The organism is Corynebacterium sp. UMB10321 (assembly GCF_030228725.1).
Classification (GTDB): domain Bacteria; phylum Actinomycetota; class Actinomycetes; order Mycobacteriales; family Mycobacteriaceae; genus Corynebacterium; species Corynebacterium pseudogenitalium.
Genome location: NZ_JASOZC010000002.1, coordinates 193,916 through 219,900 on the forward strand (window position 1 = coordinate 193,916; position 25,985 = coordinate 219,900).

Sequence of the window (25,985 nt, forward strand, 5' to 3'; positions counted from 1 at the left end):
GAAAGGCGCTAGGCTAGGTGCGTTCTGTCTCATTACCGAAGAATGAATTAGTTAAGGGAGCAACGCACTGTGTTCGAGTCACTGTCTGACCGCTTACAATCAGCGCTTGGAGGCTTGCGCGGCAAAGGCAAGCTCACCGAGGCTGACATTAACGCCACAGCACGTGAGATTCGGATCGCGCTGCTGGAGGCTGACGTCTCGCTGACTGTCGTACGCGCCTTCATTAAGCGCGTGAAAGAGCGCGCTTTGGGCTCCGACGTTTCAGAGGCGCTGAACCCGGCACAGCAAGTGGTCAAGATTGTTGACCAGGAGTTGACCGCCATTTTGGGCGGAGAGACTCGACGCCTCAACTTTGCAAAGACACCGCCGACCGTCATCATGCTGGCAGGTCTACAGGGTGCTGGTAAGACCACCCTGGCAGGTAAGCTGTCCCGCCACCTGGCAAAACAAGGACACACACCGCTGCTGGTGGCCTGTGACCTCCAGCGCCCGGGCGCGGTGCAGCAGCTCCAGATTGTGGGTGAGCGCGCCGAGGTTGCAACGTTCGCTCCGGATCCTGGCACGTCCATCGACTCGTTTGAGCACGAGATGGGCACTTCCCACGGCGACCCTGTCGCGGTGGCGCAGGCTGGTATTGAGCACGCGAAGCAGAACAAGCACGACGTGGTGATCATCGATACCGCGGGCCGTTTGGGTATTGACGAAACACTGATGACGCAGGCCCGTAACATCCGTGATGCAGTCCAGCCTGATGAAGTCCTGTTTGTGATCGATGCGATGATTGGTCAGGACGCGGTCACGACTGCGCAGGCCTTCGCGGACGGCGTGGATTTCACCGGCGTCGTGCTGACGAAGCTCGACGGTGACGCTCGCGGTGGTGCAGCTCTGTCCATTCGCGAAGTCACCGGCAAGCCGATCCTGTTCGCGTCCACAGGTGAGAAGCTCGATGACTTTGATGTCTTCCACCCGGAGCGTATGTCGAGTCGTATCCTCGGCATGGGCGATCTGCTTTCGCTCATTGAGCAGGCGGAAACCGTCTTTGATCAGAAAGAGGCTGAGGAAGCAGCCAGCCGCCTCGGCACCGGTGAGCTCACGCTTGAAGACTTCCTGAACCAGATGCTCATGATCCGCCGCATGGGCCCGATCGGGAATCTGCTGAAGATGATGCCCGGTGGCAAGCAGATGAACCAGATGGCGGACATGGTCGACGAGAAGCAACTCGACCGCATCCAAGCCATCATCCGCGGTATGACGCCCGAGGAGCGTGAGAACCCGAAGATCCTCAACGCGTCGCGCAGGAAGCGCATCGCGGCAGGTTCTGGCGTGAAAGTGTCTGACGTGAACCAGCTCGTGGAGCGCTTCTTCGAAGCGAAAAAGATGATGGGCGCGATGGCCAACCAGTTCGGCCTACCAGGAATGCCGGGCATGGGTGGCGGACGCTCCGCGACAAAGAAGAAGCCCAAGGGACGCAGGGGCAAGAACGGGAAACGCAAGCCCGCGAAGCGCCGTGGTGGAGGCCCGAAGATGCCGGGCATGCCACAGATGCCGGGAATGCCTGGCATGGAGGATCTGCAGAAGATGCAGGAACAACTTCCTCCAGGTATGGAGGGGCTTGACCTCAACAATCTTGACTTCGGCGCAGCGATGAAGCGCATGGGCAAGAAGAAGTAGTCAGCAAAACACTGAAGGGCCGGTACGGGCATCCGTACCGGCCCTTTGCTATCGTGCTCGCACGCTACTGCGTAGCGGGTGCGTCCATCTCCAAGCTCGGTGTGGGATCCGTGGCGGGCCCCGGGAGCAGGCCTAGCTCTTCGAAGATAGGCATCAGCTCAGCCCACAGAAGCGGAGCGAGCGTTGCTGCGTAGGCGTTCGAGATGTGGTTCTGGTCGCGGTAGATGTACACGTTGCCACGCTGTGGCGGGCAAAACTTGTCGTCGCAGAACCAGTCAGCGGTATCGATGGACCACTGGTGATTCTCGGGCAAGAGGTACGAGGTTGCTGGGTCCTCGGGCCCGTAGATTGTGCTGCGCAGTGCTGAGCAGTCGCGTTCGGAGGCGCCAGCAACGATGCAGAGGTTCGGGTCCATAGGATCGCCTTCTGGGGTGAACATCCATGGGTTATCGCGCAAACCAACGAACGGGATGCCGTAGTAGGCGAAGTTCTGCCACAGGTTCGCGTAGGCGTCGGGGACCTTGTCCGTGGAAAACGCTGCACCGCCCGCGTGGCCCTCGGGGCGTGTGGAGTTTGAAATCACCAGGTCCGGGTTCATTTCGACGATGTTCTGGAACGCAAGCTCCGACCATTGAGCACATACATCGCTGACGAACTCGTCTCTGTCGGCACCGCCGATGACAATCGGGCACTCCTGCCGGACGTACGGAATGACCCGGAAGTGGTGCTCTTTCCCGAGCTTGTCGAGGGGCACGACGTACGGCTCGATGTGGGACCCGCCGGTCATCACTACAGTGACGTCGGACTCGAGGTCGCCGTACTGGCAGTCGGGACGAGGCATGTCCGTTGCCGGCTGGGGGATCATGATCATGCACTCGTCTACGCCGATAGGTGGGTAGATGCCCGCAATCAGGGCCGGATCGGGCTGTGGCTTGACGTCTGGGACTTCAGCACCAGCAATGGCGAGGGCGCCCGGGTAAAGGTCCTCCGGAAGATCGCGGTCTGCGTCCTCGATGCGCTGATTCCAAAGCGGTTGGATTGCAAAAATAGTGGCAACGAGCACGGAAACCAGCACGCCGCCGCCTGCGCGGACAACGCCGGTGCGGGTGCGCAGCGTCGAGCGGGCGTCGATAATCGGGGTATCGGTCGATTGCGGGCGCTTTCGGTGTTGACGCAGCGGGTCTTCTACCAGCAGGTGTGTGACGTGTGCGAGTCCGAGCGAAACCGCGATGACGAGGGTGCCAACCCACCACGGAGGAGTCCCGAACCCTCCAGCAAGAGTGACAATGATGAGCAACGGCCAGTGCCAAAGATAGAGGGAATAGGCGATGCTGCCTAGCCACGTCATCGGCTTCGACGCCAGAATGTTTGAGACCGAGTTCTGGTTGCCACTCATGACAATCAGCGCGGCGCCAGTGAGTGGCAGCAGCGTGACAGGGCCGGGGAACGCGAGTGAAGTGGTGACGACGATGCCGGTAATCGAAATCATCACAACGCCAAGGCCCGCAGTCCACGCGGCTGTGCGCTGTGGCAGGAAACGGCTGGTTGGCACGAAGGCAAGCAACCCACCGAGCGCGAGCTCCCACGCACGGGAGAAGGTGGAGTAGTAGTTCTGGCCCGTACCGACGAAGCCGAAGCGCGCAGCGTATGCGAACGAAGCAACGGTGATAATGGCGAGCAGCGTGATCGCGCCTCGCTTGGCAATGATAGCCGGAACTTTGCACTTCCAGATCAGGAAGGCCAGCAGCGTCCCCAACAAAATGGCGAAAACGTAGAACTGGCCCTGCACACTCATTGACCACAGGTGTTGCAGCGGAGACGTGTCCTGGCTTGCCGCCGCATAATCCGCATCTTGGGCGATCAGCTCCCAGTTTTGGTAGTACAGCATGGAGGCGGTGAACTGCTTGGAGAGTTCCACGCCCATGAGTTCGGGGGCGAGCAGCATCACGCCAAGCATGGTTGCCAGGACAGTGAGCGCAAGTGCTGGAACGAGGCGTCGAATAGTGCGCCACAGTGGCCACCAGGGGTTGAGGCTTGGGTTTGGGCGCATTGCGTAGCGGATCTGGCCGCCGAGGAAGAAGTACCCAGACAGCAGCAGGAAGACGTCGACGCCGCCTGAGACTCGGCCGACGTAGACGTGGAACAAGACGACTAGTGCGATAGCAAAGCCTCGAAGCCCGTCAAGGTCGACGCGGTATGCGGTTGAGCGTTTCGTGCTCGGTGCAGGCATGCTGAAAAACCTCGTGTACTCTCAGATTGTTTCGCGCCCTCATTACGCTTCATGCTATTTTTCGGCGGGCAACTGAAAAGACGATACCCGCAACAGGCAGGCAAATGGTAACTATCTGCCTAGATAACAAGTCCTGTTTGGGAATTGGTTCGCTATGGGGTAACCTCTTTCAGGTTGATTATCTGTGTATGCAGGTTTTGAACAGGACCAAACTGCGTTCGCGTTGGACCCGTCACGTGCAGAGATGCGCGATGTCGCCCAACCAGTCACGCGCAGGGTAAAGAAGAAGGGTTGAACCGGCCCGCCTATCGTGTTGGCGGGTGTCTGTACTGCCCGGTGACCGTAAAGGAAGATTTTCATGGCTGTAAAGATTAAGCTGCAGCGCGTCGGTAAGATCCGTAACGCGCAGTACCGTGTTGTTATCGCTGATGCGAAGGCTCGTCGTGATGGCAAGGTTGTCGAGAACATCGGTATCTACCACCCGAAGCAGGAGCCTTCCCTCATCAAGATCGACTCCGAGCGTGCTCAGTACTGGCTCGGCGTTGGTGCGCAGCCGACCGAGCCTGTGCTCGCTCTGCTGAAGATTACCGGCGACTGGCAGAAGCACAAGGGCCTCGACGGTGCTGAGGGCACCCTCAAGGTTGCTGAGGAGAAGCCATCCAAGCTTGACCTGTTCAACAAGGCTCTCGAGGAGGCCAACAACGGCCCGACCGCTGAAGCGATCACCGAGAAGCGCAAGAAGGCGAAGGAAGAGGCTGAGGCCAAGGCTGCCGCAGAGGCTGAGGCAGCTGCAGCTGCTGAGGCTGCGGAGTCCGCTGAAGAGGAGTCCCCGGCTGAGGAGTCCGAGGACTAATCCGAACCTCGCAACGGCACGTTCCCGATCCGTGTGGTCGGAGGGCGTGCCGTTTTTTGTTTGCGAAGTGGGCGTCGAAAAGTAGGGTAATTGAGCATGGAGCTACTGATTGGTCGGGTCGTGAAGACTCACGGTATTAAGGGCGAAGTCGCGGTGGAAGTGCACACGGACCAGCCCGAGGTTCGCTTCGCGGTGGGCAGCAAGCTGCGCGGTACGCAAACGGGGAAGGAAGTTGAACTCACCGTTGCGACTGCCCGCCCGCACAAAGGACGCCTGTTGCTCAGCTTCGAAGAGGTGCCGGACCGTACCGCCGCTGAGGGGCTGCGAGGGCTGAAGTTCTTCGCGGCGCCGCTTGAACGCGGGGAGGACGCGGACCCGGATGAGTTCTACGATCACGAATTGATTGGACTGAACGTGCGTCTTGATGGGGAGCAGATCGGGCAGGTCACAGGTGTGATGCATACGCCTGGGCGCCAGATTCTGGAGGTTGAGTACGACGGCCGTGAGGTCCTCGTGCCGTTCGTGAGCGATATTGTGCCCGAAGTAGATCTGGAGAATGGCTTCCTGTCCATCACCCCGCCTGAGGGTTTGCTCGATGTCTAGGCACACCTTGAGGCTCGACATTGTCACCATTTTCCCCGAATACCTTGAGCCACTGCGCCACGCGTTGTTGGGCAAGGCGATTGAGCAGGGGATTGTGAGCGTCCGCGTGCATGATCTTCGACAGTGGGGGCTTGGTGTACATAAGTCTGTCGACGCCCCTCCGCTCGGCGGCGGGCCTGGTATGGTGATGCGCCCGGATGTGTGGGGTGAGGCGCTTGATGCCGTGGCAGCTGGCAACGAAGGCGAAGGGTTGCGTTCCGCCGCACCGCACCGCAATGACAAGGCCCGCCACGATGAGGTCCACGCCGTCGCGCCACGGCCGTATGAAGTTAGTGATGTCCGCGAAGGCGAGTCTGCTGAGCAACCACTGCTGATTGTGCCTACTCCGGCGGGATCTCCGTTTACGCAGCAGGATGCGCAGGCGTGGTCGCGCGAGTCCCACATCGTGTTTGCTTGTGGCCGCTACGAGGGTATTGACCAGCGAGTCTTTGTTGACGCCCAGCAGCGGTACCGGGTGCGCGAGGTCTCTATCGGCGATTACGTGCTAATCGGCGGGGAGGTGGCTACGTTGGTGATCGCGGAGGCCGTCACCCGTCTGATCCCCGGGGTGCTGGGCAATACGCAGAGCCACGAGGACGATAGCTTTTCTGACGGGCTGCTCGAGGGCCCCAGCTATACGAAGCCACGAACGTGGCGCGGGATCGGTGCCCCTGACGTGCTCTTTTCGGGTGATCACGCCAAGGTGGAGCGCTACCGACGTGATGCATCGCTGCTGCGCACGCAGCAAGTCCGCCCGGAGCTATTGGACGCCGCCGAGCTCGATGAGGATGACGAGTTTGCGCTGTACGGCCGCGACGTCGTGACGGCAATGCAGGTGCTCGTCGACGAGAAGCGCTGGCCGAAGGCGCGCAAGTCTTTGGCCCGTGCGTTGCGCAAGGCTGGTTACCGCGAGCCCAAAATCTCACTGGAGCCGATCGGCCCGCACTGCGAGGATGAGTCGATTCTTGAGACCGATTACCTGTTGAAGGAGGGGCATCCGCCTCTTGAGTCTTTGTGCAGGCTCGAGGTGCGCGGCCGCACCGCGCTCGAGCTGGACGCTGCGACGCAAGCGGTGGTCGCAGGCCTGCCCAGAGGCACCTACTGGTACGGATCGACCCGCCTCGTGGATGGGAACGCATAAGCATTAGAATGTCCGGAATGACGTTCATTGCTGAGACCATTGCATCGGAACTCCAGGTAGCGCCACGCCACGTTGAGGCTGCGCTGCAACTGTTGGCAGAGGGGAATACGGTCCCATTCATTTCTCGCTACCGGAAGGAAGCTACCGGTGGCTTGGATGACACACAGCTGCGCCACATTGAGCAGCGCAATGCGTATTTGATCGAGCTTGAGGAGCGCAAGGCTTCGGTCATTGAGGCGATCGAGGAGCAGGGCAAACTCACTGATGAGCTCAAGGCGCTCATCATGGGTGCGGATACGAAGGCGCGCGTCGAGGATCTCTACCTGCCGTATAAGAAGCGCAGGAAGACCAAGGCGGATATCGCGCGTGAGGCCGGTCTCGAGCCGCTCGTAGAGTTGCTTATTGACGCCCCTTCGGCCGACGCCGAGGCTGAGGCGGCAAGCTATGTCTGTGAGGGGTTCGCCGACACGAAAGCGGTGCTGGACGGTGCCCGCGCGATCTTGGTTGACAGGATTGCCACCGATGCGGATCTCGTCGGTGAGGTCCGCGACAAGGTGTACGAGTCCGGAACGATGCGTTCGAGCGTCGTCGAAGGCAAGGAGAACGAGGGTGCGAAGTTCCGAGACTATTTCGACTTCAGCGAGCCATTCGCCTCGTTGCCGTCGCACCGCATTTTAGCGCTGCTGCGAGGCGAGCAGGAAGGCGTGCTTTCGCTGGATTTGGACGCCGGAGATGACGCGGCGTACGAGGGGATGATCGCGAACCGTTTCGACCTTAACTGTGAAAAGAGCCCGTGGTTGGCGAAGGCCGTGCGGTGGGCATGGAAGACAAAGCTGCAGGTCTCTTCTAACTTGGATACACGGATGCGTCTGAAGGAGCGCGCGGATGAGGCGGCTCTGGACGTCTTCAGTACGAATCTTCGCGATGTGCTGCTGGCCGCTCCTGCCGGTCAACGCGCGACCCTGGCGCTGGATCCGGGTTACAGGAACGGTGTAAAAACAGCGACCGTAGATGGCACGGGGAAGGTGCTCGCAACCGCGATCGTCTACCCACACCAACCGCAGAACCAATGGCAGCAGGCGGTGCAGGTGCTCGCGACCACCGTGGCGGAACACGGCGTGGAGCTCATCGCGATTGGTAACGGCACGGCGTCGCGGGAGACGGAGAAGCTTGCACGAGAGGTCGCGGACATGATCGCAGCAGCGGGCGGGCGCAGGCCTGTTCCGGTGGTGGTGTCGGAATCGGGTGCGTCGGTGTACTCGGCTTCGGAAATCGCGGCTCAGGAGTTTCCGGACATGGATGTGTCACTGCGTTCCGCGGTCTCGATTGGTCGACGCCTCCAGGATCCACTTGCGGAACTGGTCAAGGTCGACCCAAAGTCGATTGGCGTGGGGCAGTACCAGCACGACGTCAACCAGACGGCGCTCGCGCAGTCGCTGGACGCCGTGGTGGAGGACGCAGTGAACTCGGTCGGGGTGGACGTCAATACGGCGTCGGTGCCACTGCTGGAGCGAGTTGCTGGCGTGACACCGACGATCGCGAAGAACATCGTTGCCTACCGCGATGAACATGGCGTGTTCGCTTCGCGCAAGGAGCTGAAGAAGGTGCCACGCCTTGGGCCGAAAGCCTTCGAGCAGTCGGCCGGCTTCCTACGCATCCAAGGTGGAGAGAATCCGCTTGATGGCTCCGCTGTGCACCCGGAGGCCTACCCCGTTGTGGAGCGCATCGCTCAGCAATCTGGGGTGGACACTGCGGCACTCGTTGGTAACAGCAGAGTGCTGTCGGGTCTACGTCCGCAGGACTTTGCCGACGACACCTTCGGCGTCCCAACCATCACGGATATCTTTGCCGAGTTGGAAAAACCAGGACGGGATCCGCGTCCGGAGTTTAAGACGGCCACTTTTAAAGAAGGCGTACACAAGGTGTCTGACCTCCAGCCGGGCATGATTCTGGAAGGGACGGTCACCAACGTCGCCGCATTCGGCGCGTTTGTGGACGTCGGCGTGCACCAGGATGGCCTCGTGCACGTGTCTGCGATGAGCCATTCTTTTGTGAAGGACCCGCACGAGGTCGTGCGCTCGGGTGAAGTGGTGAAGGTGAAGGTCCTCGAGGTGGACGTGCAGCGCCAGCGAATTAGCCTCACGCTGCGCCTGGATGATGAGCCGGGGAGCGAACAGAAGCGTGAGTCTTCACGCGGGAAGAAGCCGCAGCAGAAGCCGAGCCGTCAGGGTGGGAAGCGCCAGCGAGGTCGCGCTGGAGGTGCGCCGCAGGGCGGTTCGATGGCGGATGCACTCAAGCGTGCCGGATTTGGGAAGTGACGTGCTCGCATGTAGAATCGTGCGGGTTATTGTAAGCGACATGAACCAGCCGAGCGTCCACCTGTGGAAAAAGCCGCTAGGGTCCTCTGTTCAGAAACGTAAAGGATTGCTTCAATGAGCAACGGCATTATTGATCTTGTAGACGCAGGCCAGCTGCGTGACGATATCCCTGACTTCCGTCCGGGCGATACCCTCGACGTACACGTCAAGGTTATCGAGGGTTCGGTCACCCGTACCCAGGTCTTCACTGGCTTCGTCGTTCGTCGTCAGGGTGACGGCATCCGTGAGACGTTCACGGTCCGCAAGGTTTCCTTCGGTATCGGTGTTGAGCGTACCTTCCCGGTACACTCCCCGAACCTGGAGAAGATTGAGGTCGTCCGCAAGGGTGACGTACGTCGCGCGAAGCTGTACTACATGCGCGACCTGCGCGGCAAGGCTGCCCGCATCAAGGAGCGCCGCTAAGCGCATACCCGTTTCTTGCGCAGCACCCCGCACACTTACGCTTCGTAAGGTGCGGGGTGTTTTGTTGCGCTGCTAGAGTGTTGCGGGTGAACGAAAAGAGCGCATCTGAAGAAAAATCCATGCCGTGGTACATCGAAATCCCGATGGTCGTTGTACTCACCTTGGTGTTCATCTTCATTATTCAGACATTCATTGGCCGCCTCTATGTGATTCCTTCTGCGTCGATGGAGCCGACGTTGCATGGGCAGGACGGCAAGGGTGATCGCATCTTCGTGGAGAAGGTGTCCTACTACTTCTCCGATCCGGAGCCGGGTGACGTCGTCGTGTTTAAGGGGACTGACTCGTGGAATACCGGCTTCGTCACTAACCGCTCCGACAATCCGGCCATTGCCGGTCTGCAGGAGGTGTCCTCCTGGGTGGGGCTGGTGCCGAAGGATGAGAACACGTTGGTCAAGCGCATCATCGCGAAGGGTGGCCAGACGGTGTCCTGCCAGGAGGGGGATCCGGCGGTGATGGTGGACGGCAAGCCGATCGACCAGTCGTATACGCTGCAGCCGAACTACTACCCGGTGGATCCTGAGACTGGGTCCGACGCTTGCGGTGGGAACTACTTCGGCCCGGTAACTGTCCCTGATGGGAACTACTTCATGATGGGTGATAACCGCACGAATTCCGCTGATTCGCGCTACCACCTTGGTGATGAGTACCAGGGCACGATCCCGGAGGAGAACCTTCGCGGAAAAGTTCTTGCGATTGTGTTCCCACTCCAGCGTTTTGGTGGCGTCGACGACCCTGCGATCCAGCAGTAGCCCTACGCTTGGTGTGTGAGCTGTGGTGCGTCGTTTGAAGCAGCTTCGGACGTACGAGGTGGCGCTCGAAAAAGCAGGGCTCGGACCAGTCGTCGGGGTTGACGAGGCCGGCCGGGGCGCCTGCTTCGGGCCACTGACAGTCGCCGCGTGCGTGCTACCACCGCAGCCGATACGGCAACTTGAGGGGTTGACGGATTCCAAGCAGTTGACGGCGAAGCGTCGAGAAGCACTCTTTGACATCATTTGCCAGCACGCGCTCGCATACTCCATCGTGCACGTGCCCGCCAGCGAGATTGATCACCGCGGGGTGCAGCATGCCAACATTGACGGGGCCCGGCGCGCAGTTGCGCAGCTAGAGACGGAGGCGCGGTACGCGCTTGTCGACGCCTTCCATATCGCGGGTTTGCCCGTACCACAACTGCCGATTATCGGCGGTGACGCGAGTGCCCGGTGCATCGCCGCCGCCAGTGTGCTAGCCAAAGTGAGCCGCGACCATCTCCTCGATGGCTACGCGGAGCAGTACCCGGGGTATGGCTTGGAGCGCCACAAGGGGTATGGCACGAAGGCGCACATGGATGCGGTGCGCCGCCACGGGGCGACGCCGCAACATCGTTATAGTTATGCCAACGTGAGAACTGCCGTTGAGATTTACGAAGGGGGCACCGCATGAGTGCTGAGGATCTGGACAATTACGAGGCTGACGTCGAGCTGTCGCTGTATCGCGAGTATCGCGACGTCGCGAGCCAGTTCTCGTTTGTTGTGGAGACGGAGCGTCGTTTCTACCTTGCGAATGCTGTCGAGTTGATCCCGCACAAAGACGGCAACGATGTGTACTACGAGGTCCGTATGTCGGATTGTTGGGTGTGGGACATGTACCGCGCGGTGCGTTTTGTGCGCTACGTCCGCGTAATTACGTACAAGGATGTCAATATCGAGGAGCTAGACAAGCCGGACATCACGTTCCCTAATTCGTAGTCTGCGTTTCGACGTCCCCTCCGCCCCTCCCGCGTGTTGCCTGTAAGGAACCGCGGGAGGGGTTTTTGCGTCTAAACACTTACGCCTCTGGTGCGTCTGGAGGTGTGCAAACGAACAAGGATGTGAAGAAGGGAACGAAGTTATGCAGAAACCGTGCATGGACCAGTACCAGCTTGGCCGTCTAGGGGAAGATGCCGTACTGGAGGAGTATTTAGCGTTGGGCTACACGTGCCTTGGCAGGCGGGTGCGATTACGGCATGGTGAGATTGACCTGATTATGCAGGACTCTTACGGCACCGTGGTGTTCGTAGAGGTGAAAACTCGTCGTTTACCGGGGTTTGGTTCGGTTGAGGCGGTGCACGCGAAGAAGATGATGGCAATGCGTAACGCGGCTGCAGAGTGGTTGCGCAGCACTGAGGGGTTCTACGAAGTCCGGTTCGACGTCGTGGAGGCGATGTATCACGAGGACGGCTTCGAGTTTGAGTTCATCATGGGGGTCGAAGATGCCGCTTGCTAGTACGTTGAGTGCCACGGTTGAGGGCATTCGGGCGCGCATCGTACGCGTGGAGGCCAACGTCGGGCCAGGGTTACCAGGAATGCATATTGTTGGGCTCGCCGATGCTGCCGTGAAAGAATCCCGCGAGCGAATCCGTACCGCCTGCCGTAATAGTTCACTGCCGTGGCCGAAGACGAAGGCGATGGTGTCGCTGTCGCCGGCGCACCTGCCGAAGGCTGGTTCGCAGTTTGACTTGCCGATTGCGTTGGCGGTGATGGGGAGCCTAGATCCACGCGCTCAACAGGCACTATCGCGAACATTCTTTGTAGGAGAGTTGGCGCTGGATGGCAGCTTGCGGCCTGTACCGGAAGTGCTGCCGATGCTGCTGGCGGCCCAGGAGCTGCTTGTTCAGGAGGGCGGAATTGACCGCATTGTGGTTCCGCGCGCGAACGAGCAGCAGGCACAGCTCGTGTCACGCGGAGACATCGTGCTGGCGGACTCGCTGGCGCAGATGTGGGCGTGGCTGGTCGGGGAAGAGGTGCTTGAAGTGGCTTCCGCGGGTGCGCCAAGCATTGAGCAAGGACGACAGCCGGACTTTGCAGACATCGCAGGGCAAGGCCCCGAGCGCAGGATTATGGAAGTCGCCGCAGCCGGTGCGCATCACATGCTTATGATCGGACCACCCGGCTCCGGCAAGTCCATGCTTGCAGAGCGTCTCCCATCCATCCTCCCCGCAATGGACGTCGAAGAAATGGTCACGTCCACAGCGATTCACGCAGCTGCCGGGATCGCCGGGGGAGAGCTGATTGCGCACCGCCCCTTCATCGCGCCGGACCCGTCGCTGTCCAAGGCACAACTCATCGGGGGAGGCAGCGGGATTCCTCGCCCCGGCGCGGTCAGCCAAGCCCATAACGGTGTGCTGTTTCTCGACGAAGCATCTGAGATCGCGCCCGCTACCCTCGATGCGTTGCGCATTCCCCTGGAGAAAGGCGAGGTGCGCCTGCGACGCAGCAACCGCGACGTCATCTTTCCAGCCGACTTCCAGCTCATCCTCGCGATGAATCCATGCCCGTGTGGAAAACCAGCGAACCGCTGTCGGTGCTCCGGGGCGCAGCGTGCGCGGTATGCGCGAAGTATTTCGGGTCCGCTGAGGGACCGCCTGGACATTGTCTGCAGGACTTCGCTGGATAACGCCGTGCTGAACCCAAACGGGGCAGAGTCTTCCACGGCCATCGCCCAGCGTGTGGCAGAGGCACGGGACCGTGCGGCACATCGGTGGCGGACGTGCGAGGAACACACGAACGGGGCGTTGACGAATGCGCGCGTGCCGGGGCCGTGGCTGCGTCGATACTTCCCGGCGGAAGATTCCGCGATGATGTTCCTCTCCTCGATGCTTGCGCGCGGGGAGGTCAGCCAGCGCGGTATCGACCGCATCCTGAAATTGTCGTGGACTTTGGCGGATCTCACTGGCGCACAATGCCCCCACCTCGGGCACGTCGCTGAGGCCGTCGATCTTCGAGACGACCAGACCTTGCTTTCAGCACGTGAGGAGGTATCGGCATGAGCGCGCTTGAATCATGGGCCTACCTCAACCGTGTCATCGAGGGTCCGTCGACGGCGCTATGGGCACTGCGAAACGAAGGCTATACCGCTGACGAAATCGCCGAAGGCGTGCGCACACGAGCGCCCTGGCTCGGTGACCTCGCCGCCGACACCGATGCGAGATACACCTGGGACCAGCCAGCAGAAGACCTAGCTACTGCAGCGGAGCATGGGTACACACTTATCACACCGGAATCGCCCGAGTGGCCTCGCGAACGGATTTATGACTCCTTCAATCTCGGCGCAAAGATGAGTTGGGATGGCGAAGGTGCTCCGATACGTGCAGACGGGGTTCCGCCACACGCCCTCTGGGTTCGGGGCAATACCAACCTGCCGGAGCTATTGGAAAACTCGATCGCGATCGTGGGCACACGAGCGCTGAGCGCATATGGGCATTCAGCCACCCGTGACATCGTGCACGGACTGAAGCGCTGGGGATACACCATCGTCTCCGGCGGTGCACTCGGTATTGATGCGGCAGCCCACGATGCGGCCCTCGAGGCGGGACTGCCAACTGTGGTGTTCGCCGCATGCGGGCCGGGTGTCACCTACCCGAGGCGCCACAAACAGCTATTTGATCGCATCGTGGCGGCAGGGGGAGCGATCATCACCGAATACAGCCCTGGCATGGCCCCTGAGCGACACCGCTTCCTCACCCGAAACCGACTCGTCGCTGGGTTCACACAGGCCACGCTAGTAATAGAAGCCGCCTACCGCTCCGGAGCACTTAGCACGTTGCGCTGGGCGCAGTACTACCAACGCGGGACGCTCGCAGTACCAGGGCCGATAACCACCGCCGGATCTGTCGGCACCAACCTCGCCATCTATAAGGGGGAGGCTACGATGGTGCTCAACGCGACCTACGTCCACGAGGCGATCTGCCTCGAGAACGGACTGGATGCAGAACAAGAACTTGCGGACAACAATGTAGCTTCGCCCCTACAGCTCCTGACCCGCACCGAAATGCGCATCTACGATGCCGCGCCAAAGCATCATCGCGACGGGCTTGTAGCGGAGGAGATTGCAGGTGCCGCCGCGCTATCCCTCCAAGTCACCATCAACACGCTCATTGAGCTGCAAGGAAAGGGACTGATCCAGCGGGAAGGCCAGCTGTGGCGACGAAGCGACACAGCCCAACCCTAAGGTACCGATACAATACGGGACATGAGTAGCAGCCACGATCAGTCGTCCACCCAGTTTCTCACCGCGGTGGACGACTTCATCGACTACTGCCAACACGTCAAAAACCGCGCCGCGGCGACCTGCAAGAGCTACAGATCGGATCTCACCACACTCGCGCCGTACACACCAGATCTCAACGCATTCACCATCGACGCTCTACGTCACTGGCTCGCCGACGCAGTCCAAGCCGGCAAAGCCCGCTCCACCATCTCGCGCCGCACCGCATCCGCGCGCGCCTTCTCCACCTGGGCTTACCAACACGGCTACATCGCAAAGGACGAAGCAGCCCGCCTGCGCACCCCGAAAGAACAGCGCAAACTACCCACCGTGCTCAGCGCCCCCGCTACCGAGGAACTCATCCGCCCCCACGGCGACACACCAGAAGACATCCGCGACACCGCCATCCTCGAACTGCTCTACGCCAGCGCAATCCGCGTCGGCGAACTCGTCTCCCTCAACATCGACGACCTCGACTTCCATACCAACACCGCAAAAGTCACAGGCAAAGGCAACAAACAACGCATCGTTCCCTTCGGAAACAACGCACACGAGGCACTCACTACATGGCTTCACGACGCCCGGCCAGCCCTCGCCAATAGTGCTAACGCGGGGGCCGAACCGCTGTTCGTTGGCACCCAGGGAAAGCGCATCGACCAACGCCAAGTTCGCCGAATCGTCGAGCGCGCCGGGCTGCAAGCGGGGCAGGCGAGTATCACGCCACACTCGTTGCGACACACAGCGGCCACGCAAATGCTTGAAGGCGGCGCCGACCTACGAATGGTGCAAGAAATGCTCGGGCACTCTAGCCTGCAAACCACGCAGATATACACGCACGTCTCCTCACAGCGGCTCACGCAGATTTACAACCAAGCGCACCCCAGGGCATGAGCCTCTAACGGGTCGGCTTCAACCGAATGGTGGGCGTCGATAAGAGGGAAAGCGGATTGATGTAGGTGTCTTTCGCAATGAGTGCGCCCCAGTGCAGCCCGTCCTGGAGATGTGCCTGCGGCCCCGTCGGCCGTGCCAGCGTCCCAATCGCATCGCCGAGTTTTACTTCGTCGCCTTGCCGCACACGCGCGTGTACAGGCTGGTACGTCGTACGGATGCCATCTGGGTGATCAATACTGATAATGGGTGTGCCTGCTACCTTGCCCACGAAAGCGACTGTCCCGTTGTCTGCTGCTAGAACAGTGGCTCCGACGCGTAGCGCAAGATCAACCCCGCGATGCCCCGGCATCCAGTTCTTCTCCGGGATCTCTGCGGGCCGTGTAATCCGGGTTGCGTAGGGCAGCCCCGTGGTGGGGTCGACGTACGCAAGAGCCTGAGGCGCCAAGCACCACGTGCAAAGTAGGGGAGCAATGGCCGCGAGTAAGCGTGTGAACATGTGCATGTTGCCATTGAGCCCTGAAACCGCGGTAGTGGACAAGGCTGTGGGCATGCAGCCTGTGGAGAAAAACTGGCCTGTGGATAAAGCTCAGGGTTTGTGCAGGTCAAATTAGGTAATCGAGGGATAGTCGACTATGCTTGGCAAGGCAACTTTTCGAAGTTGACTACGCGCGCCGAATAACGCCAGCTCAGCGTTGGTCCCACAGTATGAGGGTGTTGAGCGGGTGCGGTGCTAGGGCGAGGGATAAAAACCCTTGCAGTACATGAACATTAACCGAACGAGATTACTCCAAAGGAGAAATTCCCATGGCAGTTGTAACCATGCGCGAACTCCTCGACGCAGGTGTCCACTTTGGCCACCAGACGCGTCGTTGGAACCCGAAGATGCGTCGCTTCATCTTCACCGACCGCAACGGCATTTACATCATCGACTTGCAGCAGACGCTGACCTACATTGACGAGGCTTTCGAGTTCGTCAAGGAGACCGTTGCACACGGCGGCACGATCCTGTTTGTTGGTACGAAGAAGCAGGCGCAGGAGCCTATTCAGGAAGAGGCTCAGCGCGTTGGTATGCCATACGTAACGCACCGCTGGCTCGGTGGCATGCTCACCAACTTCCAGACCGTTTCCAAGCGTATCGCCCGTATGAAGGAGCTCCAGGCTATGGACGCTGCTGAGAACGGCTACGCAGGTCGCGGCAAGAAGGAAGTTCTGATGCTGACCCGCGAGCGCCAGAAGCTCGAGCGTGTCCTCGGTGGCATCGCTGACATGACCAAGGCGCCTTCTGCTCTGTGGGTTGTTGACACGAACAAGGAGCACATCGCGGTCAACGAGGCAGAGAAGCTGCGTATCCCGGTTGTTGCTGTTCTTGACACCAACTGCGATCCGGACGACGTCAACTTCCCAATCCCGGGTAACGACGACGCCATCGGCGCGGTCAAGATCCTGACCCACATCATCGGCGAGGCAGTCATCGCTGGTAAGCAGCAGCGCGAAGAGCGTCAGCTGGCTTCCGCACGTGAGGCTGCAGGCGACACCGACGCAAAGCACCAGGCAGAGGTTGCAGAGGCCGCTGCTCAGGCAGCCGCATCCGCTGATGTCTCCGCTGCAGACGCCGCAAAGGCAGCCGCTGAGGCTGAAGCTGCTGCGCCGCAGGAGGTTGCACCAGTTGAGCAGCCACACGCTGTTCGCGCTGCAGAGCAAGCTCAGCAGGCTAAGTAACTCCGCTCGCAGGACGCGCGAAACGTGTATCCTGCATAAGCGAGTGTGACACCCCGCGTCCTGTTCACGTCCTGGATTATGGGCGCGAATTGGGCGTGGGGTGTTTTGCTTGAAGCATAATTTTACGACGTATTTATCCACTACTGTACGAGGAGGATCGCCCGAATATGGCGAACTACACCGCTGCTGACGTAAAGAAGCTGCGCGAAACCACCGGCTCCGGCATGCTCGACTGCAAGAAGGCGCTGGAGGAGACCGGCGGCGACTTCGAGAAGGCTGTTGAGCTGCTCCGCATCAAGGGCGCAAAGGACGTGGGCAAGCGCGCAGAGCGCAATGCTCTCGAGGGCCTCGTCGCTGTCTCCGGCAACACCATCGTCGAGATTAACTCGGAGACGGACTTCGTTGCTAAGAACGACGAGTTCAAGACCATCGCTGGCAAGATTGCTGACGCTGCTGCAGCAGCGAAGGCAAACAGCCAGGAGGAGCTGGCAAACGCTGATGTCGACGGCGAGACTGCCCACGACGTTCTTGAGCGCCTCTCCGCAAAGATTGGCGAGAAGCTGGAGCTGCGCCGCGCTGCCACCATCGAGGGTGAGCAGCTGGCGAAGTACCTGCACCAGCGATCCGCTGACCTGCCACCAGCTGTTGGCGTTTTGGTTGCTTACAAGGGCGACAACGCTGAGGCTGCACACCAGGTTGCGCTGCAGATCGCTGCGATGAAGGCTCGCTACCTCAAGGAAGAGGACATTCCGGCCGAGGTCGTTGAGAAGGAGCGCGCTGTTCAGGAAGAGATCACCCGCAACGAGGGTAAGCCTGAGGCAGCTATCGAGAAGATCGTCCAGGGCCGCATGGGCGGCTTCTTCAAGGACGTTGTTCTTCTGGACCAGCCGTCGCTTGCTGACTCCAAGAAGACCGTGAAGCAGTTCACGGAGGAGAGCGGCATTGAGGTCACCGACTTCGTTCGCTTCGAGGTTGGCCAGGCATAAGCCTGATGCTTTTACCGTCGGCGTTGAGGGGTTACCCTCCGCCGGCGGTTTCTTTATGCCCGGTTGCTACAAACCGGACTGAGATCGCTAAGATCGGTCGAGAACAGAATTGTCCTCTACGGCTCGAATTGGCCAACTCTCAAGGAGTGTCCTCACAGTGTCAGAACTTGCGTCTACCCGCACAGGATTCAAACGCGTCATGCTCAAGCTGGGCGGTGAAATGTTCGGCGGTGGAAAGGTTGGTATCGATCCGGACGTCGTTGAAAGCGTCGCTGCACAGATTGCCGAAGTCGCCCAGTCCGGAACCGAAGTAGCGGTAGTAATTGGCGGCGGCAACTTCTTCCGTGGTGCAGAGCTGCAAAAGCGTGGCCTTGACCGTGCACGCTCCGACTACATGGGCATGCTCGGCACGGTGATGAACTGCCTGGCGCTCCAGGACTTCCTGCAGCAGAAGGGCGTCGACTGCCGCGTTCAGACTTCCATCAATATGGCGCAGATCGCTGAGCCGTATTTGCCGCTTCGTGCAGTGCGTCACCTGGAGAAGGGGCGCGTTGTCATCTTCGGTGCTGGCATGGGAATGCCGTACTTCTCTACGGATACCACCGCCGCGCAACGCGCCCTGGAAATTGGTTGCGAGGTGCTCCTGATGGCGAAGGGGGTTGACGGAGTCTACGACGACGACCCTCGAACCAACCCAGACGCACAGCTCTACAGCGAGGTTTCTCCCCGCGAGGTGCTCGAAAAGGAACTCAAGGTTGCCGATGCCACCGCGTTTTCGCTGTGTATGGACAACAACATGCCGATCCTGGTGTTCAACCTGCTCAAGGAAGGCAACATTGCCCGCGCGGTATCCGGCGAGCAGATCGGTACCCTTGTTTCCTAAGAATTAATCGGGCAGCCCAAAATGTTCGACGGTGCGCGCTACCGAAAGTAGCGCGCGTCCGCCAACTGTGACTGAGCCAAGGTGGAGCGCCCCGACTGCGACAGCGGGGCTGCCCATCACATTGAACAGCGTGCACCATGGCGTCCACACTGTTTGTTGGTAAAAGCTCTCATCCGGGGCGAGGGAAGAGAAGTAGCCAATCGGTGGGGGATCAAATGCAATCGTGGGGGTGAGCACGATATCAACGTCCCACTCGTGTTGTACGTGTCTAAGTAGGTGCGCGAAGTGGTCATTCGCCGCAAATAGTTCTTCTGGGGTTACCTCGCAACCTTGTGTGTGCATCCATGCGAGGTAGTGATTGTCGAGCGGGTCTACGTTGCGGAAGCTGCTCGTGATGCGGTGTCTGAAGTGCTCAAACGTTGATTGTGCATCCGCATAGGGGCGAAGTGACACTACATCGTGGTGTTTCCCGAGCTCACGTGCAGCGGCCTCAAGGGCATCACCGCGGCTCGTTGAGACGGTGGTGTTGGCGAAGAGGCCGTCGATAAGTACTCCGATGCGCAGTTTGCGTACCGCGGTGGGGTGATGTCCGTACAACTCAAACTGGTCTGCGACGTTGCGCGTGATAAAACCATTCGCGACTGCCGCGCGTGTTCCCGGCTTGTAACCAACGGCACCGCAGGCTGCAGCCGGGACTCGCAAGGACCCTCCAGCGTCCGTGCCGTGTGCAGCACGGTATAGCCCACTGCCCACGAGCACTCCGGCGCCTGCCGAAGAACCGCCGGGCGTGCACCCAGGGAACATGGGGGACTCTAAAAGTGGAGAGTGGGCTTCTTCGGCGTAGCACGTCGCCCCAAGCTCGGCTGTCAGTGACTTTCCAGGGATGGCTGCCCCAGACTCAAGCAGTGCTGCGACGATTGGGCTGTGCTCTTCCGCGATGACGCTGCGTGACGGGTTGCCGTGCGTGGTGGGCATTCCAGCGACATCCGTTCCGTCTTTGATGGGGATTTGCCATGATGAAAGTCGGCCCTCAGCAGTGCGCAATGGAGTCGGGTGTGTATAGACCATCGCGGCACTGGCGGGGGAGTAAAGCATGGGGACAGTCTAGGCGTAACTTGCCTTGAATTCTGCCGTTCCCCGTCAAGCCACGACACGGCTGGGAGTGAAACGCTGGTAGATTGGTGTGCGACTTATTTGTCCCGAACGCTTTGTACAGAAGAAGTGGAGTAAAAATGATTGATGACGTGTTGCTTGATGCCGAAGAGCGTATGAGCGCTTCTGTCGATTTCACCCGCGATGACCTCGTAACGATTCGGACTGGTCGCGCTAACCCTGCCATGTTTAATGGCGTCATGGCTGATTTTTACGGTGCACCAACCCCGATCAATCAGATGGCGACGATCTCTGTTCCGGAGCCACGCATGCTGCTGATCAAGCCGTACGACATGTCAACGCTCAAGGAAATTGAGACTGCCATCCGCAACTCTGATCTCGGCGTCAACCCGACCGATGACGGGCAAGTCATTCGCGTCACGATCCCACAGCTGACGGAAGATCGTCGTCGTGACCTGGTCAAGCAGGCCAAGCAGAAAGGTGAGGACGGCAAGATCGCTATCCGTAACGTCCGCCGCCACGGTATGGAAGCACTGAAGAAGATCCAGAAGGACGGCGACGCCGGCGAGGACGAAGTGCAGACCGCAGAAAAGGCACTGGACAAGACCACCCAGGGCTACGTGGCACAGATTGATGAGCTAGTTCAGCGCAAGGAAGCCGAGCTGATGGAGGTCTAAGCAGACCTTTCGATGAATAGAAAGCACCGCTACGTGAAACACTCGACAGATCAGTCAGGACCATCGGGCTGGCCCCGCATCGCGCCGCCCAAGCCGAAAAATGATGCGGGTCGCGACCTGCCAGCTGCCATCACGACCGGGATCATCCTCGGCGCTGTGGTGATCGCTGCTGTGTGGGTTGGCCCTATGGCCTGGTATCCGCTTGTCGCCATCGCTGTAGCAGGTGGGATGTGGGAGGTGCTTACCCGTTTGCGGGAAGCGGGCTACCAGCAGCCGCGTACACTGCTGATCATCCTCGGTCAGATCATGGTGTGGTCCTCCGCCGCCTACAAAACCGCTGGCGTAGTTGGCGCTTTCGCGTTCACAGTGCTGTTCCTGATGTTTTGGCGGCTGTTCGACCATGGCAGGCACCAGACACCGACCAACTATCTCCGCGACACCGCCGTGGGAGTGTTCGTCCTGGCGTGGATTCCACTGTTTGGAAGCTTCGCTGCGATGGTTTCGCTTATCGACGAAGGCTCCGTCAGTGGTTCAGCGTTCATTGTCGCGTTCATGTGCTGTGTGGTGGCGTCTGACGTTGGGGGATACGCTGCTGGCGTGATGTTTGGTGCGCACCCGATGGCGCCGGCTGTAAGCCCGAAGAAGTCCTGGGAAGGATTTGCGGGCTCGATGATATTCGGGATCATTGCAGGCGTCGCGGTGGTCACGCTACTGATCAAGGGCCCGTGGTGGATGGGGATCCTTTTGGGTGCCGCACTGGTTATGTGCGCCACTATGGGTGATCTCGTCGAAAGCCAATTCAAGCGTGAACTCGGTATCAAGGATATGTCCCAGATACTGCCTGGACACGGCGGAATCATGGATCGCTTAGACGGTATGTTGCCAGCAGCGTGCGCAACGTACATTCTGCTCAGCGCTTCCGCATTGATGAATCCGTTCTAACGTGCAAAGATGGGGCAATTATGACTGAGACCCCAACACTGCCACTTCTGACCCCAAAGTTTGGTATGCCGCCGAAGCACTTCGCTGATTTGTCGAGCGAAGAGCGCATCGAGGCCCTGAAGTCCCTTGGTCTGCCGAAGTTCCGTGCGGACCAGATTGCGCGCCACTACTACGGCAAGTTTGAAGCAGATCCCCTCACGATGACGGATCTGCCTGCCGCGCAGCGCGAGAAGGTAAAAGAGGCTCTTTTTCCGACGCTGCTGACTCCAGTACGTCGGGTAGAGACCGATGAGGGGGACACCACCAAGACGTTGTGGCGGCTGCATGACGGCATTCTCCTGGAGTCTGTGCTGATGCGGTACAAGGATCGCGCGACGCTGTGTATCTCCTCACAGGCGGGTTGCGGAATGGCTTGTCCGTTCTGCGCGACCGGTCAGGGCGGTCTCGATAGAAACTTGTCAACTGCGGAGATCGTCGATCAGGTGCGAGCTGCAGCAGCCATGATGCAGGAGGAAGGCTCCCGTCTTTCCAACATCGTCTTTATGGGGATGGGAGAGCCGCTGGCGAACTACAAGCGCGTGGTCAGCGCAGTACGTCAGATCACGAGTCCAGCGCCGCAGGGCTTCGGGATTTCTCAACGCAACGTCACTGTGTCAACAGTTGGTCTCGCCCCGCAGATTCGAATGCTTGCCGACGAAGGCCTCTCCTGCACGCTCGCGGTTTCCTTGCACACCCCTGATGACGAGCTGCGCGACACACTGGTGCCGATGAACAACAGGTTTTCCGTGCAGGATGTGCTGGATGCAGCCCGCTACTACGCTGATACAACAGGGCGCCGCGTATCGATTGAGTACGCGTTGATTCGTGACATCAACGATCACGATTTCCGCGCCGACATGCTCGGCAGGAAGCTGCATCAGGCGTTGGGGCCGCTGGTACACGTCAACCTCATTCCACTGAACCCAACTCCGGGTTCGAAGTGGGACGCGTCCCCGAAGGCGCGCCAGGATGAGTTTGTTCGTCGTGTGATTGCGCAGGGTGTGACGTGCACTGTCCGTGACACGAAGGGTCAGGAGATCGCTGCGGCTTGCGGGCAGCTCGCGGCGGAAGGCGAGTGACGTTGCGCCGAGTTTAGGTGCGCGAAAACGGCGCCACCCTCAACCTGTGAGTGGGGTGGCGCCGTTTATTGCTATTCGGTGTAAAGCGCGAAACTAGTGAATGCTCTGCTGCTGTGCACCGCGCAGTGTATTGAGACGCGCCGGATCGATGTTGAGGGCGCGCAGCTCGCGCTCATCGAGCTCGGCGTATGGGCCGGTCATCGTCTGCTGTGCGTAAATCCAGTCCGGCTCCTTGTGGCCAGCAGGCTTGTTGTGCGAGGTGACCGTGCGAACCTGGCTGAGCTTCGGCTGCAGTCCGTGGAAAATCAGTGCAACTGCAATCAAAACTGCAAATGCGAGCAGCCAAATCGTTTCTACGTGGCCGTGGTGGTTACCGAAGTTGTACGCGAGCAAGAAGATCACCGAGATCCACCCTGCGAGTTGAATCGTGCGCGGCTTGAACGCGCTCCACCCGAAGCGGGCGGAAGGGACGTCAGCTTCAGAAACGCCGTTATATACCTGTGGAGCTTTGTCCTGAGGGTGAGCCACTGCCATTCTCCTTGAGCTGTAGTCGTCCGCATCGGTTCGCATTATTGTGTATGCGCCCGACGGCAGACATGCTAAATCTGTGTGTACTGTGCATTATCTTTTCATATTGCAGGGCACGATGGCACTGTGTAGCCCCCAATGAGTTCAAACTTTCGCATCATGTACGTGAGGGCCAGCGGGGGAGGTGCGCCCGTGGGTGCGATGTGTGGTGGTGGGAATGACAGAGTATCCCCACGGTCGTATGTGCACATCCTGCGTATGCACCACGCCGAGCGGTGGTCAAAAATACTTTAAGGAGAAACTAAGTATCTATTTTTGCCGTGACGTGCCACAATGGAGGTTGTGAAAAAGGTTCTGATTCTTGGATCGACAGGCTCTATCGGCACACAGGCTCTCGATATCATTCGGAAGCACCCTGAAGACTTTGAGGTTGTCGGCATCGCGGCAGCAGGGCACAACCCTGAGCTTGTTATCCAGCAGGCACAGGAGTTCAATCTGCGCCCAGAACAAATTGCAGTGCAGCAGCTCGACCCTGCGAAAGATGTTTCTCGCGCTGTAGGTGATGTCATTATCACAGGTGAGGACGCCGCTGCGGTTCTCGTTGAGATGCAAGACGCAGACATCGTGTTGAATGCACTTGTCGGTGCGGCAGGTCTTGAGTCGACGCTTGCGACGCTTCGCAAGGATGGCGTGCTAGCTCTGGCGAACAAGGAATCACTGGTCGCTGGCGGTCAATTCGTCATGGAAAAGGTGAAGCCTGGACAGCTCGTGCCGGTCGATTCTGAGCACTCTGCGATGGCCCAGTGCCTGCGCGCAGGCAGCCGTGCTGACGTTTCACGGTTCGTCCTTACTGCTTCGGGAGGCCCGTTCCGGGGGTGGACCCGCGAGCAGATGATGGAGGCAACTCCGCAGCAGGCCGGGCAGCACCCGACGTGGTCGATGGGCACTATGAACACCTTGAACTCCGCCACGATGGTGAACAAGGGACTGGAGCTGATCGAGGCGACGCTGCTGTTTGGTATTGCGCCCGACATTATTGATGTCGTGGTGCACCCGCAGTCGATTGTGCACTCGGCTATCACGTTTGCCGATGGTGCGACGATTGCGCAAGCTTCGCCGCCGTCGATGATGTTGCCGATCTCCCACGCCCTTGCTTGGCCGGAGCGTATCCCGGGTGCACAGCCAGCGCTGGACTTTTCGCAGGCGAGTGAGTGGACGTTTGAGCCGCTCGACGACGAAGCTTTCCCCGCCGTTCGTCTCGCGCGGGAAGCCTCCGCGATGGGGGACCCGTACCCGGCGGTGTACAACGCTGCGAATGAGGTGGCGGTGGAAGCATTTCTTGCAGGCAAGATTCGGTTCCCGCACATCGTTGACGTGATTGACTATGTCCTTGACGCGGCAGGGGCGTTTGCTTTTGCGCCGACATCTATCGAAGATATTCTTCACGTGGATGCTGGTGCACGCCGGGCGGCAAAGGAAGTAATCGCCCAGCTGTAAACCAGCCTGAAAGGCAAGGAGCAGCGAGTGGGCGTTGTAGGAATCATACTTTTTGCCCTGGGTATTACAGTCTCTATCGCGCTCCATGAGGCCGGACACATGTTTACCGCACGCGCGTTTGGGATGCGCGTGCGGAGATATTTTGTGGGCTTTGGGCCGAAAGTGTGGTCCGTCAAGAAGGGGGAGACGGAGTACGGCATTGCGGCACTGCCTCTCGGCGGATTTTGCGATATCGCAGGGATGACCGCGCAGGATCCTGTCACTGAGGAGGAAGCTCCCGTTGCGATGTACCGCAAGCCGTGGTGGCAGCGAATTGCGGTGCTCAGTGGCGGCATCGCCATGAATCTACTGATCGGCGTTGTGGTGCTGTACTTCGTGGCGATCTTCGCGGCGATTCCGAACCCGTACGCCGACCGGACACCAACTGTGGGTGAGCTGCAGTGCGCTCCCGACCAGATTGATGAGACTCATCTGGGAGAATGCACCGGTAATGGTCCTGGCTATGATGCAGGTTTGCGTGAAGGGGATAAGCTACTCGCCGTTGATGGGGAGGAGCTCACTACGTTCCCCGCGTTGAGGGATTATGTGATGCAGCGTCCGGGGGAAACAGTCACGCTTACTGTGATGCGTAACGAGCAAGAGCTTGATATTGCAGTTCCACTCGCGACCGTGTCCAGGATCGATCCAGCGACCGGTGCGTCCTTTGAAGCGGGGGCGATCGGTGTCACAAGCGCGCCAGTGGAAGACGCGATGCGCCAGTTCGGTCCGCTCGAGGCTGTGCCAGCTACGGCTGCGTTTACGGGCCAGATGCTGAATGCGACTGTCCAGGGCCTTATCGCGTTCCCGTCGAAGATTCCTGGTGTTGTGGCTTCAATTTTTGGTGCTGAGCGAGAGCTTGACGGTCCAGTTAGTGTCATCGGCGCTTCTCGCGCAGGCGGGGAGTTAGCGCAACAAAGCATGTGGTCGATGTTCTGGATGATGTTGGCGAGTCTCAACTTCTTCCTCGCGCTGTTCAACTTGATTCCTTTGCCACCCCTGGATGGTGGGCATATAGCAGTAGTCCTGTATGAGAAGATTAGGGATGCGCTTCGCAGGTTGCGGGGGCTCGAGCCTGGTGGCCCTGCGGACTACCGCAAGCTGATGCCGGTGACATACGCGATGGCCGCTGCACTGCTGACGATTGGTGTATTTGTGATGCTTGCGGATGTGGTGAACCCAATCAAGCTGTTTGGGTAGCAGTGCTAGAGTAAGCA

25 protein-coding genes are annotated in these 25,985 nt (G+C 59.6%); 21 read left to right on the forward strand and 4 right to left on the reverse strand.

Going from position 1 to position 25,985, the window contains the following annotated elements:
• Positions 1 to 69: 69 nt before the first annotated feature.
• Positions 70 to 1,671 (forward strand): signal recognition particle protein, encoded by a 1,602-nt coding sequence (ffh, locus tag QP752_RS03860; RefSeq protein ID WP_284804505.1) that lies wholly within the window; start codon positions 70 to 72, stop codon positions 1,669 to 1,671.
• A gap of 64 nt (positions 1,672 to 1,735) precedes the next feature.
• On the opposite strand, the gene QP752_RS03865 is transcribed toward ffh, so the two are convergent.
• Positions 1,736 to 3,901: an acyltransferase family protein gene (locus QP752_RS03865; protein ID WP_284804508.1), complete on the reverse strand. Its 2,166-nt coding sequence runs from the start codon at positions 3,899 to 3,901 to the stop codon at positions 1,736 to 1,738.
• Positions 3,902 to 4,259: 358 nt separating this feature from the next.
• On the opposite strand from QP752_RS03865, the gene rpsP reads away from it, so the two are divergent.
• The 12 genes from rpsP to QP752_RS03925 all read left to right on the forward strand — a co-directional run bounded on the left by rpsP (position 4,260) and on the right by QP752_RS03925 (position 15,269).
• Positions 4,260 to 4,754 (forward strand): 30S ribosomal protein S16, encoded by a 495-nt coding sequence (gene rpsP, locus QP752_RS03870; RefSeq protein ID WP_070362270.1) that lies wholly within the window; start codon positions 4,260 to 4,262, stop codon positions 4,752 to 4,754.
• Positions 4,755 to 4,844: 90 nt separating this feature from the next.
• Positions 4,845 to 5,357, forward strand: coding sequence for a ribosome maturation factor RimM (gene rimM / locus QP752_RS03875; protein WP_336621659.1), 513 nt, complete (start codon positions 4,845 to 4,847; stop codon positions 5,355 to 5,357).
• Positions 5,350 to 6,537, forward strand: a complete 1,188-nt coding sequence (trmD, locus tag QP752_RS03880; RefSeq protein ID WP_256005131.1) for a tRNA (guanosine(37)-N1)-methyltransferase TrmD — start codon at positions 5,350 to 5,352, stop codon at positions 6,535 to 6,537. Before rimM ends, trmD begins: the two co-directional genes overlap by 8 nt.
• Before the next feature lie 17 nt (positions 6,538 to 6,554).
• On the forward strand, positions 6,555 to 8,855 hold the full coding sequence (locus QP752_RS03885) for a Tex family protein (RefSeq protein WP_284804514.1): 2,301 nt from the start codon (positions 6,555 to 6,557) through the stop codon (positions 8,853 to 8,855).
• Between the two features lie 114 nt (positions 8,856 to 8,969).
• Complete coding sequence (rplS, locus tag QP752_RS03890) at positions 8,970 to 9,317, forward strand: 50S ribosomal protein L19 (RefSeq protein WP_070362274.1); 348 nt, start codon at positions 8,970 to 8,972, stop codon at positions 9,315 to 9,317.
• 119 nt (positions 9,318 to 9,436) lie between these two features.
• Complete coding sequence (gene lepB, locus QP752_RS03895; protein ID WP_083290932.1) at positions 9,437 to 10,126, forward strand: signal peptidase I; 690 nt, start codon at positions 9,437 to 9,439, stop codon at positions 10,124 to 10,126.
• A gap of 25 nt (positions 10,127 to 10,151) precedes the next feature.
• Positions 10,152 to 10,796, forward strand: a complete 645-nt coding sequence (locus QP752_RS03900; RefSeq protein ID WP_070363483.1) for a ribonuclease HII — start codon at positions 10,152 to 10,154, stop codon at positions 10,794 to 10,796.
• Positions 10,793 to 11,101 carry a DUF2469 domain-containing protein gene (locus QP752_RS03905; protein WP_070362276.1) on the forward strand — a complete coding sequence of 103 codons (309 nt, stop codon included), beginning with the start codon at positions 10,793 to 10,795 and terminating at the stop codon, positions 11,099 to 11,101. The genes QP752_RS03900 and QP752_RS03905 overlap by 4 nt, the downstream gene beginning before the upstream one ends.
• 142 nt (positions 11,102 to 11,243) lie before the next feature.
• On the forward strand, positions 11,244 to 11,618 hold the full coding sequence (locus QP752_RS03910; RefSeq protein WP_083329535.1) for a YraN family protein: 375 nt from the start codon (positions 11,244 to 11,246) through the stop codon (positions 11,616 to 11,618).
• Positions 11,605 to 13,161: a YifB family Mg chelatase-like AAA ATPase gene (locus QP752_RS03915; protein WP_284804519.1), complete on the forward strand. Its 1,557-nt coding sequence runs from the start codon at positions 11,605 to 11,607 to the stop codon at positions 13,159 to 13,161. Before QP752_RS03910 ends, QP752_RS03915 begins: the two co-directional genes overlap by 14 nt.
• On the forward strand, positions 13,158 to 14,342 hold the full coding sequence (locus QP752_RS03920) for a DNA-processing protein DprA (protein ID WP_284804521.1): 1,185 nt from the start codon (positions 13,158 to 13,160) through the stop codon (positions 14,340 to 14,342). The genes QP752_RS03915 and QP752_RS03920 overlap by 4 nt, the downstream gene beginning before the upstream one ends.
• 21 nt (positions 14,343 to 14,363) lie before the next feature.
• Positions 14,364 to 15,269, forward strand: coding sequence for a tyrosine recombinase XerC (locus QP752_RS03925; protein ID WP_284804524.1), 906 nt, complete (start codon positions 14,364 to 14,366; stop codon positions 15,267 to 15,269).
• A 4-nt stretch (positions 15,270 to 15,273) separates the two neighbouring features.
• Here the strand turns inward: QP752_RS03925 and QP752_RS03930 are convergent, their stop codons facing one another.
• Entirely contained in the window at positions 15,274 to 15,765 is a 492-nt protein-coding gene (locus QP752_RS03930) for a M23 family metallopeptidase (RefSeq protein ID WP_143110510.1), read from the reverse strand.
• Positions 15,766 to 16,073: 308 nt separating this feature from the next.
• Here QP752_RS03930 and rpsB point away from each other — a divergent pair, with 308 nt between their 5' ends.
• The 3 genes from rpsB to pyrH all read left to right on the forward strand — a co-directional run bounded on the left by rpsB (position 16,074) and on the right by pyrH (position 18,857).
• Positions 16,074 to 16,988 (forward strand): 30S ribosomal protein S2, encoded by a 915-nt coding sequence (gene rpsB, locus QP752_RS03935; protein ID WP_284804528.1) that lies wholly within the window; start codon positions 16,074 to 16,076, stop codon positions 16,986 to 16,988.
• Positions 16,989 to 17,155: 167 nt separating this feature from the next.
• Positions 17,156 to 17,974, forward strand: coding sequence for a translation elongation factor Ts (gene tsf, locus QP752_RS03940; RefSeq protein WP_070362282.1), 819 nt, complete (start codon positions 17,156 to 17,158; stop codon positions 17,972 to 17,974).
• A 199-nt stretch (positions 17,975 to 18,173) separates the two neighbouring features.
• Positions 18,174 to 18,857 carry a UMP kinase gene (pyrH, locus tag QP752_RS03945; RefSeq protein WP_070362283.1) on the forward strand — a complete coding sequence of 228 codons (684 nt, stop codon included), beginning with the start codon at positions 18,174 to 18,176 and terminating at the stop codon, positions 18,855 to 18,857.
• Between the two features lie 3 nt (positions 18,858 to 18,860).
• On the opposite strand, the gene QP752_RS03950 is transcribed toward pyrH, so the two are convergent.
• The gene (locus tag QP752_RS03950) at positions 18,861 to 19,952 is read right to left on the reverse strand and encodes an amidase family protein (protein WP_256005120.1); all 1,092 of its coding nucleotides are present in this window, start codon (positions 19,950 to 19,952) and stop codon (positions 18,861 to 18,863) included.
• A gap of 137 nt (positions 19,953 to 20,089) precedes the next feature.
• Between QP752_RS03950 and frr the strand changes: the two genes are divergently transcribed.
• From frr to rlmN, 3 genes are read left to right on the forward strand one after another with little or no spacing between them, the layout of a single operon-like run.
• Complete coding sequence (gene frr, locus QP752_RS03955; protein ID WP_070362284.1) at positions 20,090 to 20,647, forward strand: ribosome recycling factor; 558 nt, start codon at positions 20,090 to 20,092, stop codon at positions 20,645 to 20,647.
• 12 nt (positions 20,648 to 20,659) lie between these two features.
• On the forward strand, positions 20,660 to 21,589 hold the full coding sequence (locus QP752_RS03960; protein WP_083290918.1) for a phosphatidate cytidylyltransferase: 930 nt from the start codon (positions 20,660 to 20,662) through the stop codon (positions 21,587 to 21,589).
• Positions 21,590 to 21,609: 20 nt separating this feature from the next.
• On the forward strand, positions 21,610 to 22,707 hold the full coding sequence (rlmN, locus tag QP752_RS03965) for a 23S rRNA (adenine(2503)-C(2))-methyltransferase RlmN (protein WP_070478868.1): 1,098 nt from the start codon (positions 21,610 to 21,612) through the stop codon (positions 22,705 to 22,707).
• A 93-nt stretch (positions 22,708 to 22,800) separates the two neighbouring features.
• Here the strand turns inward: rlmN and QP752_RS03970 are convergent, their stop codons facing one another.
• On the reverse strand, positions 22,801 to 23,241 hold the full coding sequence (locus QP752_RS03970) for a DUF2631 domain-containing protein (protein ID WP_070478870.1): 441 nt from the start codon (positions 23,239 to 23,241) through the stop codon (positions 22,801 to 22,803).
• A 327-nt stretch (positions 23,242 to 23,568) separates the two neighbouring features.
• On the opposite strand from QP752_RS03970, the gene dxr reads away from it, so the two are divergent.
• Positions 23,569 to 24,732: a 1-deoxy-D-xylulose-5-phosphate reductoisomerase gene (gene dxr / locus QP752_RS03975; protein ID WP_284804534.1), complete on the forward strand. Its 1,164-nt coding sequence runs from the start codon at positions 23,569 to 23,571 to the stop codon at positions 24,730 to 24,732.
• 27 nt (positions 24,733 to 24,759) lie between these two features.
• On the forward strand, positions 24,760 to 25,968 hold the full coding sequence (locus tag QP752_RS03980; protein WP_284804537.1) for an RIP metalloprotease: 1,209 nt from the start codon (positions 24,760 to 24,762) through the stop codon (positions 25,966 to 25,968).
• Positions 25,969 to 25,985: the final 17 nt, after the last annotated feature.